Source organism: Streptosporangium sp. NPDC006013 (assembly GCF_040614275.1).
Classification (GTDB): domain Bacteria; phylum Actinomycetota; class Actinomycetes; order Streptosporangiales; family Streptosporangiaceae; genus Streptosporangium.
This window is the reverse complement of record NZ_JBEXUE010000244.1, coordinates 1-14,936: the sequence shown is the minus strand read 5'-3', so window position 1 is coordinate 14,936 and position 14,936 is coordinate 1. Positions and strand designations below refer to the sequence as shown.

The following is a 14,936-nucleotide window of genomic DNA, read 5'->3' as shown; positions in this document are numbered from 1 at the left end:
CGCAGGAGCTTCTGGGGGGAATCGACCCCACGGCCAGCCGCGCCGCGGCCCGGTCGTCGGGTGAGATGAAGGGGGCATCGATCCGCTCGCTGTAGCCGTCCAGCAGGACGATCGGCAGTCCGCGCTCGGTCAACCGGGTGTAACGATCCATTTTGGCCGTGGTGTCGGCGTGCAGCCCGGAGACGAAGACGATGCCGCTGACCCCACGGTCCATCAGCAGCTCGGTGAACTCGTCCTCGGGAGCGCCGCCGGGCAGCTGGGTGCAGAGCACCGGGGTGTAGCCGTGCTGGGTGAGCGCCTTCTCGATGGCCTGGGCGAACGCCGGGAAGATCGGGTTGTCCAGTTCCGGGGTGACCAGGCCGATCAGCCCGTTGCTGCGCTGGCGCAACCGCTGCGGGCGCTCGTACCCCATCAGGTCGAGCGCGGTCAGCACCGCCTGCCTGGTCGCCTGCGACACGCTGGGCTTGCCGTTGAGCACCCGGCTGACCGTGGCCTCGCTGACTCCGGCCTGCGCGGCGATGTCGGCCAGCCGAATCGCCGTCCCGTCGGAGCGGGAGCGTGAGGTCTGCGCGAGTTCACCGTCCATCAATGAGCCACCCCACCATGCGGCCGAATCAGGCGCAAGCCGATCGGCATCCGACACCCGCTGTGAAATTCGTTTCTGCAACTTTTCGCAAACTGTAACATCCCAACCCCCGCAGTGGCATTCCGGTAAAGCTCTCCGGTCACGACTGACCGTCACATCAGGGAACGTAGAAGTAACCATCAGATGAGCAATTTCTAACGACATCTATGGACACACGGGCAAGTGTCGCGATGTACTACCTCATCAATCACACGGCTGGATCCGGGCGGGGGCGCCCGGGAGGAACGAGCGAGCATGAGTACCGTCGTCCTCGACAATGTGAGCAAGGTATACCCGGGTGGTTACCTTGCGGTCGACCGCATGAGCCTGCGCGCGGAAAACGGGGAGCTGCTCGTTCTGCTAGGGCCCTCCGGTTGCGGCAAGTCCACGTTGCTGCGGATGATCGCGGGCTTGGAGGAGGTCACCGAAGGGGACCTGTGGCTGGGCGGTACGCTCGCCAACGACCTCGCTCCCCGCGACCGTGACGTGGCGATGGTCTTCCAGAACGGCGCGCTCTACCCGCACCGGACCGTGCGCGGCAACATCGCCTTCCCGCTGGAGATCGCCAAGGCCGACCCCGTGATGGTCAGGGAACGCGTGACGGAGTTGTCCAAGGCGCTGCACATCGACGAGACCCTGGAGCGGCGCCCCGGAACGCTCTCCGGCGGCCAGCGCCAGCGCGTCGCGATGGGCCGCGCGATCGTCCGCCAGCCCTCGCTCTTCCTGATGGACGAGCCGCTCTCCAACCTGGACGCGGGCATGCGCACCGAACTCCGGATGGAGATCTCGTCGCTGGTCCGTTCCCTCGGGGTGACCACCATCTACGTGACGCACGACCAGGTCGAGGCGCTGACCCTGGCCGACCGGATCGCCATCATGAACCGCGGCGTCCTGCAGGACGTCGGCACCCCCGGCCAGGTGTACAACGACCCTGCGACCGCCTTCACCGCGGCCTTCCTCAGTTCCCAGCAGCTCAACCTGCTCGCGGCCACCGTCCGCACCCCGCAGAACCAGTTCATCCTGCTGGACTTCGGCCCGCACCAGATCATGATCCCCTGGACCGATCCCAGGGCGTACGTCATCTCCCAGCACGTCGGCCACCAGATCATCGTCGGCCTGCGCCCTGACTGCCTGGCCCCGGTTCCCGACACCTTCGAGGGTCCGACCTTCCTCGGCCGCGTCCGCGCCCTGGAGTACCACGGCCACGAATGGCTCGCCTACGTCGAGAGTGGCCTGACCTCCGTGGCCGTGCCCGAGCCGCCGGACCCCCGCCGCGGGACGAACGGCCTGGGCGCCTCCCCCCTCGCGGGCAGCCGTGTCCGGTCGGTCCTGCGCCGCCTGATCCCCGGCAACCTCTTCGACGGGGACGCCGAGCCGCAGCAGGAGCAGGAGCAGGTCAGCGGCCACCACCGCCGCGCCGACCTCATCGTCCGCCTCGGCTCCCGCCCGGTCTGGCGGGCCGGCGAGTCCGCCAGGGTGGGGGTCGACGTCACCCGCCTGATGCTCTTCACCATGGACGGCACCCGCATCGACCCTCCGCAGCGCTGATCCGGAGCGCCGCCGGAAGGGCGGCCGTGGGCCCGGCAACGCTGTGGCGGCCGCTGAGGATCCTCAGCGGCCGTCAGACCGGCCGGATCGTCTGAGCGATCCGGTCGAACAGCTCCTGCTTACCGTCGGCGTCGGTGCTGAGCGTGATGATGCAGGTCTTGTTCTCGGTCGGCACGTAGTACTGGGCGCCCTTGACGTCGACGCCGTTGGTCGGGAAGGTGTAGACGATCCGTGCCGCCTCCCTGGAGCCGATCGTCACCTTCCCCGCCGCGACGACCTTGGCCTTGAGCTGCTCCAACTGAGATCTGGTCTCCTTGATCAGCTGTTCCGTCGAGATCTGCCGCCCGGCCTGGCAGAAGCCGTTGAGGTTGGTCGGGAACCCGTTCGGGGAGGTCTTGGCCGACTCGGGGTCCGCCGCCCAGATTCCCTTGTTGTCGACCAGGGTCTGCAGGCTCTTCTTGGCCTGCTCCAGGGTGGGGCCGGACAGCCCGCTGCTCTTCAGCCCCTTGTTGAGATCATCCTTGGTCAGGTCGATCGTGACCCACTCCTTCGGGACCGCGACGCTGACGCCGTTGGCGGGACCACCGATCGGTTTGAAACCGTTGGGAACGGGTGCCGCACCGGTGCTCCGCCCGGGAGTGGGGCTCGCGGAGCCGGGGCTCGCGGTGGGTCCGGTGCTCTGCCCGGGGCTGGCGTTTCGCACGAGGTCGGCGGGAATCCATACCCCGGCGGTCCAGTCCCTGCCCCCGCAGGCCGTGCTCGTTCCCAGGCAGAGCCCCAGCAGGCTCATGGCCACGGTGTGGTGGCGGTTAGGCATCAGGCTGCCCTCCTCGCGGACCCGCGAGGGCCCGGTACCGATATGACCTGCGCTGTCTATCGGGGGGAGAGCTGACGCGGACGTGCGCGGTGGTTACCCGCCTGCCAGGCCGTGGCCGGACGGCCCCGACGGAGCCGGTCGCGACGGGCGGCAAGGCACGGTCGTGGGAAGTGGCAGCACACCACTTCTCACTTTCTACCCAATAGCCGACATATCGGAAACACTCAGGCCCGGGAGGCACGCCCCATGATGGAGACGATCTCCAGGACGCGGATGGCACGATCCAGCTCGACACGGTGGAAGGGCGGGCCGTCGGTGCGGGCGAGGACCAGGTGCAGGCTCATCTCCGGCACCGGAATGCTCATCAGCTGGTGATCGCCCGTTCCGAGGACGGCCGGTCGCAGCGGGGCGAGGTCCGCCCTCTTGACACCGGCGAGACCGCCCGTCCCGTCGAGGCCGGCCGGCGCCTGCCAGCTGCGGTGGACGAACTCTCCGCTCTCCGAGGACATGGTCACCGCCCACTCGGCGCTCACCAGGTCCGGCATGGCGTCCACGAGGGTGGCCAGCGCCCTGCCAGGATCGGCGGCGACGTACTTGAGCAGGTCGTAGTCCGGTGCCGCGCCGGGGATCTCACGAGTGGGCCAGACGCCCTCCACCCTCATCCCGGGGACGCCGGAGAGACGGTCCCTGACCGTCTCGGCGTCCACGCTGCCGGGCCAGGAGACCGTGAAGTCGTCCACCGCCCGGCCGACCTCACGTTCCAGGACCGTCACCTGGAGGATGTCCGCGCCCAGCGTGCCGAGCACCCGGGCCGCCTGGCCCAGGGCACCCGGCCTGTCGGGGAAGGAAACACGGAGCCGCAACATCATCACCGATCACCTCGCTCTGCGCACCAGACTGTCCTAGCCAGGTTTCACGAAGGTTCCGGAGAGATGTCCAGACTAAGACCTAAAACAGGTAAAAATCAGGATTGATATGCTCCGGCGGCGGGGGCTACGGGCAGTGCGGCGCCGGAAACGTCCCGGGCCAGGCTCGCGCCCCCGTACCAGGCGGGGTCGAGCTTGACACCACGGCCGAGCGCCGGGGAGCCGGGGCTCAGGCGCAGGTCCTTCCGGCTTCTGAAACGGGGATCGGCCACGATCGACCTGGGGCCGAGCTTGAACTTGAGGGAACGGCCCTTGTAGACACCGGCGTCCTCATCGGCTCCCTTGCCGTCCTCGAAGCCCACCTGCCCGCCGACCACGATGATGTTGTTGCGCAGCTTCAGGATGTTCGGCGAGCAACCGTCGTGGCAGGCCCAGCCGAGGGTGCTGCGGGCGGACAGGTAGACCGAGTTGTGCACCGCGATGGTGCCCTTCACCGGCCCGACCACGTGACGGGCGCCGCGCGTGACGAGGAAGGAGGTGCTCTTGCGCGAGGCGGTCACCACGTTGTGGGCGAAGATGTTGCCCTCGGCGGTCTTGCCCTTCTGCGCGCCCAGCTCGACGAAGGTCTTGTTCTCCCTGGCCACGTTGTGGGTGATCCGGTTGCGGTCGCCGTTGAACACCTCGACCGCAGCGCCGTCGGTGCCGTAGTCCTTGCTGCTCGAGTAGCTGCCGGTGATCAGGTTCCCGGTGACGAGGTTGTCGTCGCCGTTGAGCAGCACGCCGAAGGCTCCGGAGTCGTTGTCACCGCCCTCGTCGTTGACGCTCATGCGGTTGTTGTCGCTCAGGACGCTGTTCCTGACCACGTTGTACGCGCCGAAGAACTGGACCCCGGTGACGTTACGGTCGGCGATGATCCGGTCGAGCTCGTTGCGGCTGCCGCCGACCTCGAAGCCGGCCCACCGGCAGTTGCTGGCCCGCACCCCCACCACCCGCACGTAGGAGCCCGAGATCACCACGCAGTCCTCGCCCCTGCCGCTGATCTTCGGGGCCGCACCCTTGCCGTACGGCTCGACCAGGATGGGGCCGGCGGCGGTGCCCCGGCCGGACAACCTCAGCGCCCCCGGCCAGCCGCTGCCGCGCTTGAGACGCACGATGTCACCGGGACGCAGGGTGGCGGCGTTGACGTTGTCCAGGCTGCGCCAGGGCGCCGCGGCCGAGGTGCCCGCCGCGGCGTCGTCCCCCGCCCTGGAATCGACGTAGTACACGGTGCCCGCCGCCGCCACGGTGGCCTCGGGTAGTGCGACGAGCATGCCTCCCGCCAGGAAAGCCCCTGCCACCGGAGTGGCCCACCGTCTCGTCGATTTCATTCTGGTACGCTCCATCGCCGTCACCACAGGTGTGTCAGGCGCAGATCTTCGCACACCCGGGGTTTGGTCAGCGATCCGCAAGGACGGACCCACAGCCAGCCGTTACCTCCGCTTCACCCGCGGGCCCCGTGGCGGCTCCAGCCGCCGACGGGAGCCGCCACCGTGCGCGGCCGGGCGGACGACGAAGACGGCTGCCGCCGCCACCCCCGGAGGCCTTACCGGTGATCAGGCAGCGCCCCGGCGTGTCACCGACCCGCCGGGGCAACACCCCTAGCCCGCGTCCAGCCCGGGGAGGGGCCTGTCCGGGTGTTCGACCGCGATGCGGGCGTAGCGCTGGAAGGCCCCGGCGAGCTCGGCGGCCGTCTCGGGGGCGTACCCGTAGTGGTTGTAGACCACGGCGGCGAGCATGGAACCGTCCCGCTGCTCCTCGACGATCAGCTCGGGAGCGCTGAGGTCGAGTTCGCCCGGGTTCGCCGCCCAGTCGAGCCCCTCCTGTTCGCGCGGGAAGGGAAACGCCTCCGACATCAGGCCGGGGAAGTGCGGGGCGCCGAAGCTCTCGTAGTGGATCCGCGAGGGGAACGGCACCCGCAGCCTGGTCTCCAGGTAGGAGTGGAACTGGTGCGTCACCGCCCCCACCGACACCTCCCTGACCCGGTCGAGCAGCTCGGAGTAGGCGGGCTCTCCCGAGGCGTCGAAGCGCAGGACGAGCGACTGCACCAGGCAGCCGATCAGTGCCTCGTGCTCGGGCGCGGTGCGGCCCGGCACGGGTGACATCACCACCAGATCCGTCATCCCCGTCCACTGGTGGAGCAGCCAGGTCCAGCACGCCGCCACCGCCATGAACGTGGTCGCGCCCCGCGCCTGGGCGGCCTCCCGCAGCCCGCGGGCCAGCCCCGCGTCGATCTCGAAGGCGTGCCTGCGCCGGGAGAACAGGGCGGTGTCCCGGCGGCCGGGGAACGGCGTGAGGTCGCGGGGGGCGCCCTCCAGGACCCGGTCCCAGTAGGCCCGGTTGCGCGGCCACTGCTCTCGGGCGAAGGCGCAGTAGTCGGCGTAGGTCATGGGCAGCGGGCGCAGCGGGCTGGGGTGGCCGGTGCGCAACGCCGAGTAGACGATGCCCAGTTCCCTGAGCATGACGCCCAGCGAGAACCCGTCGAAGGCGAAGTGGTGCACGGCGAGGACCAGCACGTGGTCGTCCTCGTCGACGCGCACCACCAGCGCCCGGACGAGCGGGCCGCGCAGCACGCTGTCCAGGCGCATGCGCTCGTGCCAGACGATCCGCTCGGCGTCGCGCTCGCGCTCCGGCGGCGTGTCACCGGAGGCCACGACCTCGGCGACCTCGGGAGGCAGCTCGTCCGCGACCAGGACCCGCCCCGACGCGGTGACGACGGTGCGCAGCGGCTCGTGCCGGGCGATCACCGCCTCCAGCGCCCGGGTGAGGAGCGACACGTCGAGGGCGTCCCGGACACGGATCGCGGTGGCGCAGGATCCTATGTCGCGGACCGGCTCGCCCTCGAACATCCAGTGCAGGAACTCCTCCTGCTGGGTGCTGAGCGCCGCTCCCCCGCCCGTCGCCGGAGCGGCGGCGGCCGGGGCGGCCGAGGCGCGGGCGTCGTCGATCCAGCGGGCCTGTCCCCCCAGCTCGGGCCGGTCGAAGGCCAGGGCCGGGGTGACGGGCACGCCCAGGCGGTCGCCGATCAGGGAGGCCAGCTGGGCGGCCCTGAAGGAGTCGCCGCCCAGCTCGAAGAAGTTGTCGCCCGGGGCGACCTCGGGGACACGGAGCACCTGACGCCACAGGGCGCCCAGCTCCGTCTCGGTGCTCTGCGCGGTCACCTTTTCCTCCAGCCGGGTTCGGTCTCGGTACGGGGTCACGGCCTCCTCCAGCCGAGGATGCTGGGGCCGTGTGCGGCCAGGTCGCGCCGGACGGCCCGGATGAGGTCGGCGCACTCTTCGAGCGCGGGCACCGACAAGAGCAGATCGGCGGCGGAAGGGTGGTTCCAGAGCAGGTCCTCCAGCAGGTAGCGCCAGTAGGCCGGGCGCAGCTCGGGGAACTGGCGCAGCTGGCGCTTCTGGTTCCAGGTGTGGTGGAACCGGTCGGCGTAGGAGGGCCCGTCCCACTCCTCGGTCTCCACGATCCAGAAGCGCTCGGTGACCGGGCGCGGGTCCACGCCGAGGGAGCGGGCGACCGCGGGGGCGATGCGTTGCTCGGCGAAGGTCTGGCGGACGATCGGGGCGGTGCTCGAAGGGCCCGCGTTGCCGGTCATGAACGCCATCGCCGCCTCGGCGTACTCGGCGCGGTGCCGGTCGTCGAGAAAGACCGAGACGGCCATGTTCGCGGCCGGGGTGTCGAACGTCCAGCGGGACAGGTCCAGGCCCGCGGGATTGGGGATCTCCTCGAGCGGCGGGTAGACGGAGTTGCCGACCGACTCCCAGTGCGCGAAGACGAACCCGCCGCGCTCCAGGTGGTCGATGGGGCGGCGCAGGTAGAGGTCGGTGTCGACCACGGCGAACGGCGCGGTCCGCGACAGGGCCGCATGGCTCTTGCCCGCCGCGAAGTACAGGAGCGGGTCGATGTCGAGGGCGTCCAGCTCGTCCAGGCGGGTGTCGACCTGGTCGTAGAGCGCGTCGAGCCCCTGCGCGGCGGCGTAGGAGGCTCCCAGCTCGTCGGTCACCAGCTCGACGCCTCCGTGGAAGGAGCGCCAGGCATGGACACTGTGCACGCAGGTGAGGATCTCCTCGACCGGCAGGCCGTAGGGACCGTTCTCCAGCGCCCGGTCCCGGTGGCGGCGGAGACCGGCCCGGTACGGGCCGGTCCAGTTGACGTGGACTGCGGGGACGGTCAGGGACACTGGACCGGCTCCTTTCTCGTTGTTCTTCCGTCCGGCCCGGTCCTTCGGCTCAGGGCCTCGACACCGACGAGGTCGTCGGCCACGGCGTCCGGCACCTCGTCGTCGAAACGGGACAGCGCCCGGCTGCGCAGCGCGCCGACCGCGATCAGCGCGACCAGCAGGCCGCACACGATGTACATGAACGCGATGCCGCGGCCCGGCCCCACCCCGATGACCGCGCCCGCCGTATCGGCCAGCAGGCCGCCCGGCAGGAACATCGGCTCCAGCAGGCGCTCGCCGAACGGCGCGATCAGGGCCACGCCGAGCGGGATCGTCGACAGCGCGACCATCTGGTTGAGCGCGAAGACCCGGCCGTGGAACCGCTGGGGCACCTTGACCTGGACGATGGTGGCGTAGACGCCGTTGACGAGCGCGAGCGAGCAGGACACCCCGAACGCGCCGGCCCCGACGAACAGCAGCGACTCGTGCGCGCCGGTCACCAGACAGCAGGCCGCCAGCGCCAGCGTCCCCATGAGCACGCCGAGCATCCGGCGGCGTGCAGGGCCGCCCCACACGCTCATGACCAGGCCACCGGTCACCGCGCCCGCGCCGCCGAGCAGCGCGACGAACCCCGCGTCGCCGAGCGTCCCGAAGGAGAGCACCAGCGGCGAGAAGAGCAGGAACACCGGGGAGAGCACCAGGTTGAAGAGCGCGAAGAAGACCAGCATGGCCCGGAAGCCGGGCCGGCCCACCTGCAGCCGGAAGCCCCCGGCGATCTCCGCCGCGACGGACTCGTGGCGCTCACCGGCCAGCGTCGCGGGGAAGGCGACGCAGAGCAGCACGATCACACCCGCGACGTACCCGGCGACGTCGATCACCAGGATGCCTCCCAGCCCGGTGAGCGCGAGCAGCCCCACCGCGCCGAGCGGCGCGATGAACTGTGCCACGCCGGTGGTCGCCTGGACCACCCCGTTGGCGTGCCCGAGATAGCGTTTGGGGACCAGTTGCGGGATGGCCGAGACATAGGCCAGCCGCTGGAAGGTCAGCGCGACGGACAGGGCGGTGAGCAACGGGTACAGGTGCCAGACCGCCAGCTCGCCGCTCCACACCAGGATGCCGGTGATCAGCTGTACGACGAGCGCCGCGACGTTGCCGCCGAGCATGACGGCCCGCCTGCTCGACCGGTCCACGATCGCTCCGGCCAGCGGGGCGACCAGGATTCCGGGGATCAGCGCGAGCACCTGGAGCACGGCGAACCGGGTGAGCGATCCGCCGTCCAGGTAGGTGGAGATGGGGATCGCGAACTCGGTGAGCGTGGCACCCACGATGGTGACCAGCTGCCCGACCGCGATCGTCAGGAAGCGCGCCAGGCTCGGTTCGGGCGCCTTCCTTCGCCGCGCCTCCCGGCCGTCCGGCCCGCCGGAGCGGCCTGGGCCACCCGGAGCGTCCGGAACTCCGGGAGTGCCGGAACTGGCGGCGAGGCGCCAGGTGCCGCCGGCGGGCTCCGGCGGCCCCGCCCCCGGTACCGGAGGTTCCGCGAGGGCCGGGTGGACCGTGGTGACGATCTCGGCCAGTTCCCCGGCCCGGTACTTGAGGAAGTAGTGGCCGCCCTCGTCGAGCACGGCGAGGGCGGTACGGGACGACAGGAACCCCCACTCGGTGTAGCGCTCGCGGTGGAACTCGGTGCTGGGATCGCGCTCGCCGACCACCGAGATGATCGGGGCCCTCAGCGGTTCCGCCTCCTCCTCGACCAGCCGGGTGAAGTAGTCCTCCGCCTCGCGGGAGTCGTGCCGCATGTTGCGCACGACGAACGCCAACTGCTCCTCGGTCAGCCCGGACAGGTCGGCGCCCATTCCGGTCAGCCAGTTCACCTGGCCCCGGTCGGCGCGCAGCCGTTCCAGCCGGGTGAGACGGGCCCAGCGACCGAGGACGCCGCGCGTGGGCCGGGCGAACGGGAACAGCCCGCCGAGGTAGACCGCCTCGAGCGGGCGCCCCGCGGCCTCCACCCGGCGGGCGATCTCGACGGTCAGCGCGCCGCCCACCCCGCAGTGGCCGTAGAGCACCAGCGGCCCGGACACCTTGGCCAGGATCTCGGTCACGCACTCGGCGGCGACCTCGGCCAGCGGGCGTGGCTCCTCGGCCAGCCCCAGGTCGTGGCCGGGCACCGCCACCGCGTGCAGCGCGCACCCGGCGGGCAGGGCGTCGGCGAGCGGCTGGTAGACCACCGCGCTGCCGCCGCCGTACGGCACGCACACCAGGGACAGCTCGGGTGTGGCGATCTTGGGCGTCAGCTCGTACAGCAGGCCACGCGACCCGCCGTCGTCCGACTCGACGAGGGCGGCCAGCGCTCGCGGGCTCGGGTGGCCGAACAGGTCCATCACACTGACCGGCCGCATGCCGTCCAGGCTCCGGCGGAGCCTGGCGACCACCCGCACGGCGAGCAGCGAGTGCCCGCCCAGGTCGAAGAAGTCGTCCCCGGCGCCGACCCGTTCCACCCCGAGCACCTGCGCGAACGCCGCCGCGACGGCCTCCTCGACCATCCCGGAGGGCTGCTCGAACTCCCCGGTCCGATCCGGTCCGGCCGTCCCGGGGTCGGGAAGCGCGGCCCTGTCGACCTTGCCGTGCGACTTCAGCGGCAGCCGCTCCAGCCAGACGTAGCGGGTCGGCACCATGTAGTCGGGCAGCACGGCCCGCAGCCGCCCGCGCAGCTCGGCCACGCCCGATCCGGCGGGGGCCTGGCCGGTGCCGACGGCCTCGGGTTCCCCGGATGTCCCCGCCGCGACCAGGTAGGCGACCAGTTCCAGTGCCCCGGGCCGGCCGCGGGCGTCCACCACCGCGTGGGCGACGCCGGGGAGGGCGCGGAGCGCCTCGTCGACCTCGCCCAGCTCGACCCGGTACCCGCGGATCTTGACCTGGAGGTCGCGGCGGCCCAGGAACTCCAGGTCACCGCTGGGCAGCCGGCGGGCCAGGTCGCCGGTGCGGTAGAGCCTGTCCCCCGGCCCGCCGTAAGGGTCGGGGACGAAGGCGGCGGCGGTCAGGTCCGGGCGGCCGAGATACCCGCGTGCCAGCCGGTCGCCGCCGAGGCAGAGCTCACCGACCACGCCGATCGGCACCGGCCCGAGGCCGGCGTCCAGGACGTAGGCCCGGACATGGCCGAGCGGCCGCCCGATCGGGGTGATCGGCCCCCGGACGTCGTCCTTGGCCCGCACCTCGTACGTGGTCGCGCCGACGGTCGCCTCGGTGGGGCCGTAGTGGTTGACCACGCGGCAGACGCCGAGGGCGGCCAGCTCGCGGGTCCACTCCCAGGCCGAGCCCTCGCCGCCGAGGATGAGCATGCGGCGGGGCAGGATCCGGCGCGGGTCGACCTCGGCGGTGAGCGCTCCCAGGTGTGAGGGGGTGATCTTCAGGTAGTCGATCCCCACCCGGTCCGCGTAGTCGGCGAGGTCCGGGCCGGAGATCCGCGACGGGACGAGGTGCAGACATCCACCCGTGGCCAGGGCCAGGTAGAAGATCGTGACTCCGAAGTCGAAGGAGAGCGACTGCAGCAGGGCGTACCGGGCGCCGTCCACGATCTCGAATCGCTCGCGCACGTCGGCGAGGTAGTTGAGGACCTGCCTGTGCTGCACGGCGACACCCTTGGGCAGGCCGGTGGAGCCCGAGGTGTAGATCACGTAGGCCAGGTCGTCCGGTCCCGCTCCCGCTCCCACGGGGCCCTGGGGATCCGCGGGGTCTCCCGGGTCCACGACCTCGCCCCCGTCGAGCAGGACCGTGACCCGGGCGCGGAGCAGATCCGCCAGCGCCGGAGCGGTCACCAGCACCGTCGTCCCCGAGTCGGAGACCAGGTGGGCGAGCCGGTCCGCGGGCTGCTCCGGGTCGAGCGGCAGGTAGGCGCCCCCCGCCTTGAGCACGGCCAGCACGGCCACCGCCAGGTCGGGCGAGTGTTCCAGGCAGACGGCGACGCGGTCGTCCCTGCCGACCCCGTGACCGCGCAGCACCCGGGCGAGCCGGTCGGCTCGGGAGTCGAGTTCACCGTAGGTCAGCTCGGTGGCGCCGAAGACGACCGCGACGGCCTCCGGCGAGCGGGCCGCGGCACGCTCCACGAGCCCGTGCAGGGTGGTGACCTCCCCGGCGGCGCCCGGACGTGACGCCCTGCCGTTCCATCGTTCCAGGACGAGCTCGCGCTCGTCCTCGCCGAGCAGTTCCAGCTCCGACAGCCGGGTGTCCGGAGCACCGGTCGCGCAGCGCAGGAGGTTCTCGAAGTGGGCGGCGAGCCGTTCGGCGGTGCCGGGTTCGAACAGGTCCGCGTTGTAGGAGAGGTGCGCCCGCAGTCTGTCGCCGTCGTGCCCGATCTCCAGGGAGAGGTCGAACTTGGACAGGGCGAAGCCGCCCTCGAACAGCTCGGTGGTGATCCCGGGCAGCGGTGGCCCCTCCTGGTCCCGGCCGTGCAGGACCAGCTGGGCCTGGAAGACCGGGGTGCGCGACAGGTCCCGGTCCACCCCGAGCTCGTTGACCAGGACGTCGAAGGGCGTGTCCTGGCGCTGGTACGCCTCCAGCGCGGTCGCGCGGGTACGGCGCAGCAGGTCGCGGAAGGTCGGGTCGCCCGACAGGTCGCCCCGCAGCACGAGCGTGTTGACGACGAAGCCGATCATTCCCTCCAGCTCGGGCCGGTCCCTGGCCGCGACCGGGGTGCCCAGGCAGATGTCCTCCTGCCCGGTGTGGCGGGCCAGCAGGGCCTGGAAGGCGGCGGTGAGCGTCATGAACAGCGTGCAGCGCTCGCTCCTGGCCAGCCTGGCCACCTCGGCCGCCAGCGGCCCGGGGATGATCCGCGAGACGTAGGCGCCGCGCGCGGTCCTGATCCGAGGGCGCGGGCGGTCGGTGGGCAGCGCGAGAACCGGCGGATCGGCGAGCTTGGCCCGCCAGTACTTCAGGTCCTCCTCGGCGGGGGCCTCGCGGCGGGCCACGGCGTACTCGGCGTACTGCAGTGCGGGCGGCGGGAGCGGCGAGGGCAGCCCCGCGGCGAACGCCTCGTACAGGGCGGTCAGCTCGCCGCGGAGCACGCCCAGCGACCAGCCGTCCACCGCGATGTGGTGGACGACGAGGCAGAGCACGTGGTCGCCGGCGGCCAGCCGGATCAGGGCGGCGCGCAGCACCGGCCCTGCCGCCAGGTCGAACCCCCGGTTGGTCAGCTCGGCCACCAGCTCCCGCGCCCGCACGACCGGATCCGGCACGGTCTCACCGGACAGGTCGACCTGCTCCAGGCCGGGGCCGGACTCCTCGGCGACCTGGACCGGCCGGCCGTCCAGGCTCGGGTAGCGGGTGCGCAGCACCTCGTGCCTGGCCACGACCTCACCGAACGCGCGGGCCAGCGCCGCGGCGTCCAGCGGTCCGCGCAGCCGTTCCGAGACGTAGACGTTGTAGGCGGCGTCACCGGGGTTGAGCTGATCCAGGAACCAGAGCCGTTCCTGGCCGGGCGAGAGCGGGACGCCGTCGGCGCGGGCGGTGTCCCGCAGGTGGGTCAGCACGTGCTCAGCCCTCCCCGCGCAGGCGCTCGACCGCGGCGGCGACCGCCTGGATCGTGGGATCGTCGTAGTAGACGTGGAGCGGCAGGTCGGCGCCCAGGCGCAGGCGGACCCGGGAGGCGATCTGGGTGATGGTGAGCGAGTGCCCGCCCAGCTCGAACAGGTCCTCCTCCGGACCGACCTCCGCCGCCCCCAGCACCTCGCACCAGATCTCGTGGAGCTCGGCGGCCACGCCGCTGTAGGTGACCGGCACCGCCGGGCCCGCTCCCGCCTCCCGCTCTCCTCCCATGTCGAGGGCGGGCAGCGCGGCCCGGTCGAGCTTGCCGTTCGCGGTGAGCGGCAGCGGGGACAGGCACACGAAGTCGCTCGGGACCATGTACGGCGGGAGCGTCCTCGCGCAGTGCTCCCGCAGGTCACCGGGGACGGCCTCGGCCTCCAGGTAGGCGATCAGCCGCCGCTCGCCCTTGCCGTCCTCCCCGGCGAGCACGGCCGCGCGGCGGATCTGAGCGTGTTCGAGCAGCCGGGCCTCGATCTCGCCCGGCTCGATGCGGTGGCCGCGGAGCTTGATCTGGTCGTCCAGCCGGCCGATGAACTCGATCAGGCCGTCGGCCCGCCTGAGCACCCGGTCGCCGGTGCGGTAGAGCCGCCCGGGGCCGAACGGGTCGTCCACGAACCGCTCGGCGGTCAGCCCGGGCCGGTTCCGGTAGCCGTCGGCGATGCCGTCGCCCGCGACGCAGAGCTCACCCGGCACCCCGATCGGGAGCAGGCCGAGCCGTTCGTCGAGCACATGGACCCGGGTGTTGGCGAGCGGCTCGCCGATCGGCACCGCCGTGACGGGTTCGGTGATCTCCGCGCTCATCGACCAGATCGTCGTCTCGGTGGGCCCGTAGACGTTGATCAGACGGCCGGTCCTGCGCAGGATCTCGCGGGCCAGCGGGGCGGGCAGTGCCTCCCCACCGGCCAGCGCCGTCACATGCGGCAGGTCCAGCCCGGAGTCGAGCAGCATCCGCCAGCCGGACGGGGTGGCCTGCACGTGGGTCACGCCGCACCCGGCGATCCTGACGAGTTCGCGCCCGTCCCTGACGACGTCGCCGGGGACGATGACGACCCGGCCGCCGGTGACCAGCGGCAGGTAGAGCTCCAGCGCGGAGATGTCGAACGACAGCGAGGTCAGGGCGAGCCAGCCGTCCCCCCGGCGGGAGCCGAGCCGGTCGCGCATGGCGAGCAGCAGGTTGGTCAGGGCTCGGTGCGGGATCTCCACGCCCTTCGGGCGCCCGGTGGAGCCGGAGGTGTAGATGACGTAGGCGAGATCCTCCGGCGACGGCCAGCCGAGACCCGCCGGCTCTTCCGAGCCGGCCGGAGCGGAGCG

Annotated in this window: 9 protein-coding genes; 1 reads left to right on the top strand and 8 read right to left on the bottom strand. The window is 71.8% G+C overall.

Annotation, left to right across the window (positions count from 1 at the left end):
- Window positions 1-586: LacI family DNA-binding transcriptional regulator (locus tag ABZ260_RS30705; RefSeq protein WP_355624804.1), on the bottom strand; the 586-nt coding region annotated here is incomplete at its 3' end.
- Window positions 587-880: 294 nt separating this feature from the next.
- Here ABZ260_RS30705 and ABZ260_RS30700 point away from each other — a divergent pair.
- Entirely contained in the window at window positions 881-2,173 is a 1,293-nt protein-coding gene (locus tag ABZ260_RS30700; protein ID WP_355624802.1) for an ABC transporter ATP-binding protein, read from the top strand.
- A gap of 73 nt (window positions 2,174-2,246) precedes the next feature.
- Here the strand turns inward: ABZ260_RS30700 and ABZ260_RS30695 are convergent, their stop codons facing one another.
- From ABZ260_RS30695 to ABZ260_RS30665, 7 genes are all read right to left on the bottom strand, one after another.
- Window positions 2,247-2,990: a hypothetical protein gene (locus ABZ260_RS30695; RefSeq protein WP_355624800.1), complete on the bottom strand. Its 744-nt coding sequence runs from the start codon at window positions 2,988-2,990 to the stop codon at window positions 2,247-2,249.
- A 224-nt stretch (window positions 2,991-3,214) separates the two neighbouring features.
- Window positions 3,215-3,859 (bottom strand): amino acid-binding protein, encoded by a 645-nt coding sequence (locus tag ABZ260_RS30690; RefSeq protein WP_355565326.1) that lies wholly within the window; start codon window positions 3,857-3,859, stop codon window positions 3,215-3,217.
- A 95-nt stretch (window positions 3,860-3,954) separates the two neighbouring features.
- Entirely contained in the window at window positions 3,955-5,223 is a 1,269-nt protein-coding gene (locus ABZ260_RS30685) for a right-handed parallel beta-helix repeat-containing protein (protein WP_355624798.1), read from the bottom strand.
- A 270-nt stretch (window positions 5,224-5,493) separates the two neighbouring features.
- Entirely contained in the window at window positions 5,494-7,092 is a 1,599-nt protein-coding gene (locus ABZ260_RS30680; protein WP_355624796.1) for a condensation domain-containing protein, read from the bottom strand.
- The gene (locus tag ABZ260_RS30675; protein ID WP_355624794.1) at window positions 7,089-8,069 is read right to left on the bottom strand and encodes a DUF6734 family protein; all 981 of its coding nucleotides are present in this window, start codon (window positions 8,067-8,069) and stop codon (window positions 7,089-7,091) included. Before ABZ260_RS30675 ends, ABZ260_RS30680 begins: the two co-directional genes overlap by 4 nt.
- Entirely contained in the window at window positions 8,060-13,570 is a 5,511-nt protein-coding gene (locus tag ABZ260_RS30670; protein WP_355624792.1) for an amino acid adenylation domain-containing protein, read from the bottom strand. The genes ABZ260_RS30675 and ABZ260_RS30670 overlap by 10 nt, the downstream gene beginning before the upstream one ends.
- A 4-nt stretch (window positions 13,571-13,574) precedes the next feature.
- The coding region (locus tag ABZ260_RS30665) for a non-ribosomal peptide synthetase (protein ID WP_355624790.1) at window positions 13,575-14,936 on the bottom strand (1,362 nt) is incomplete at its 5' end.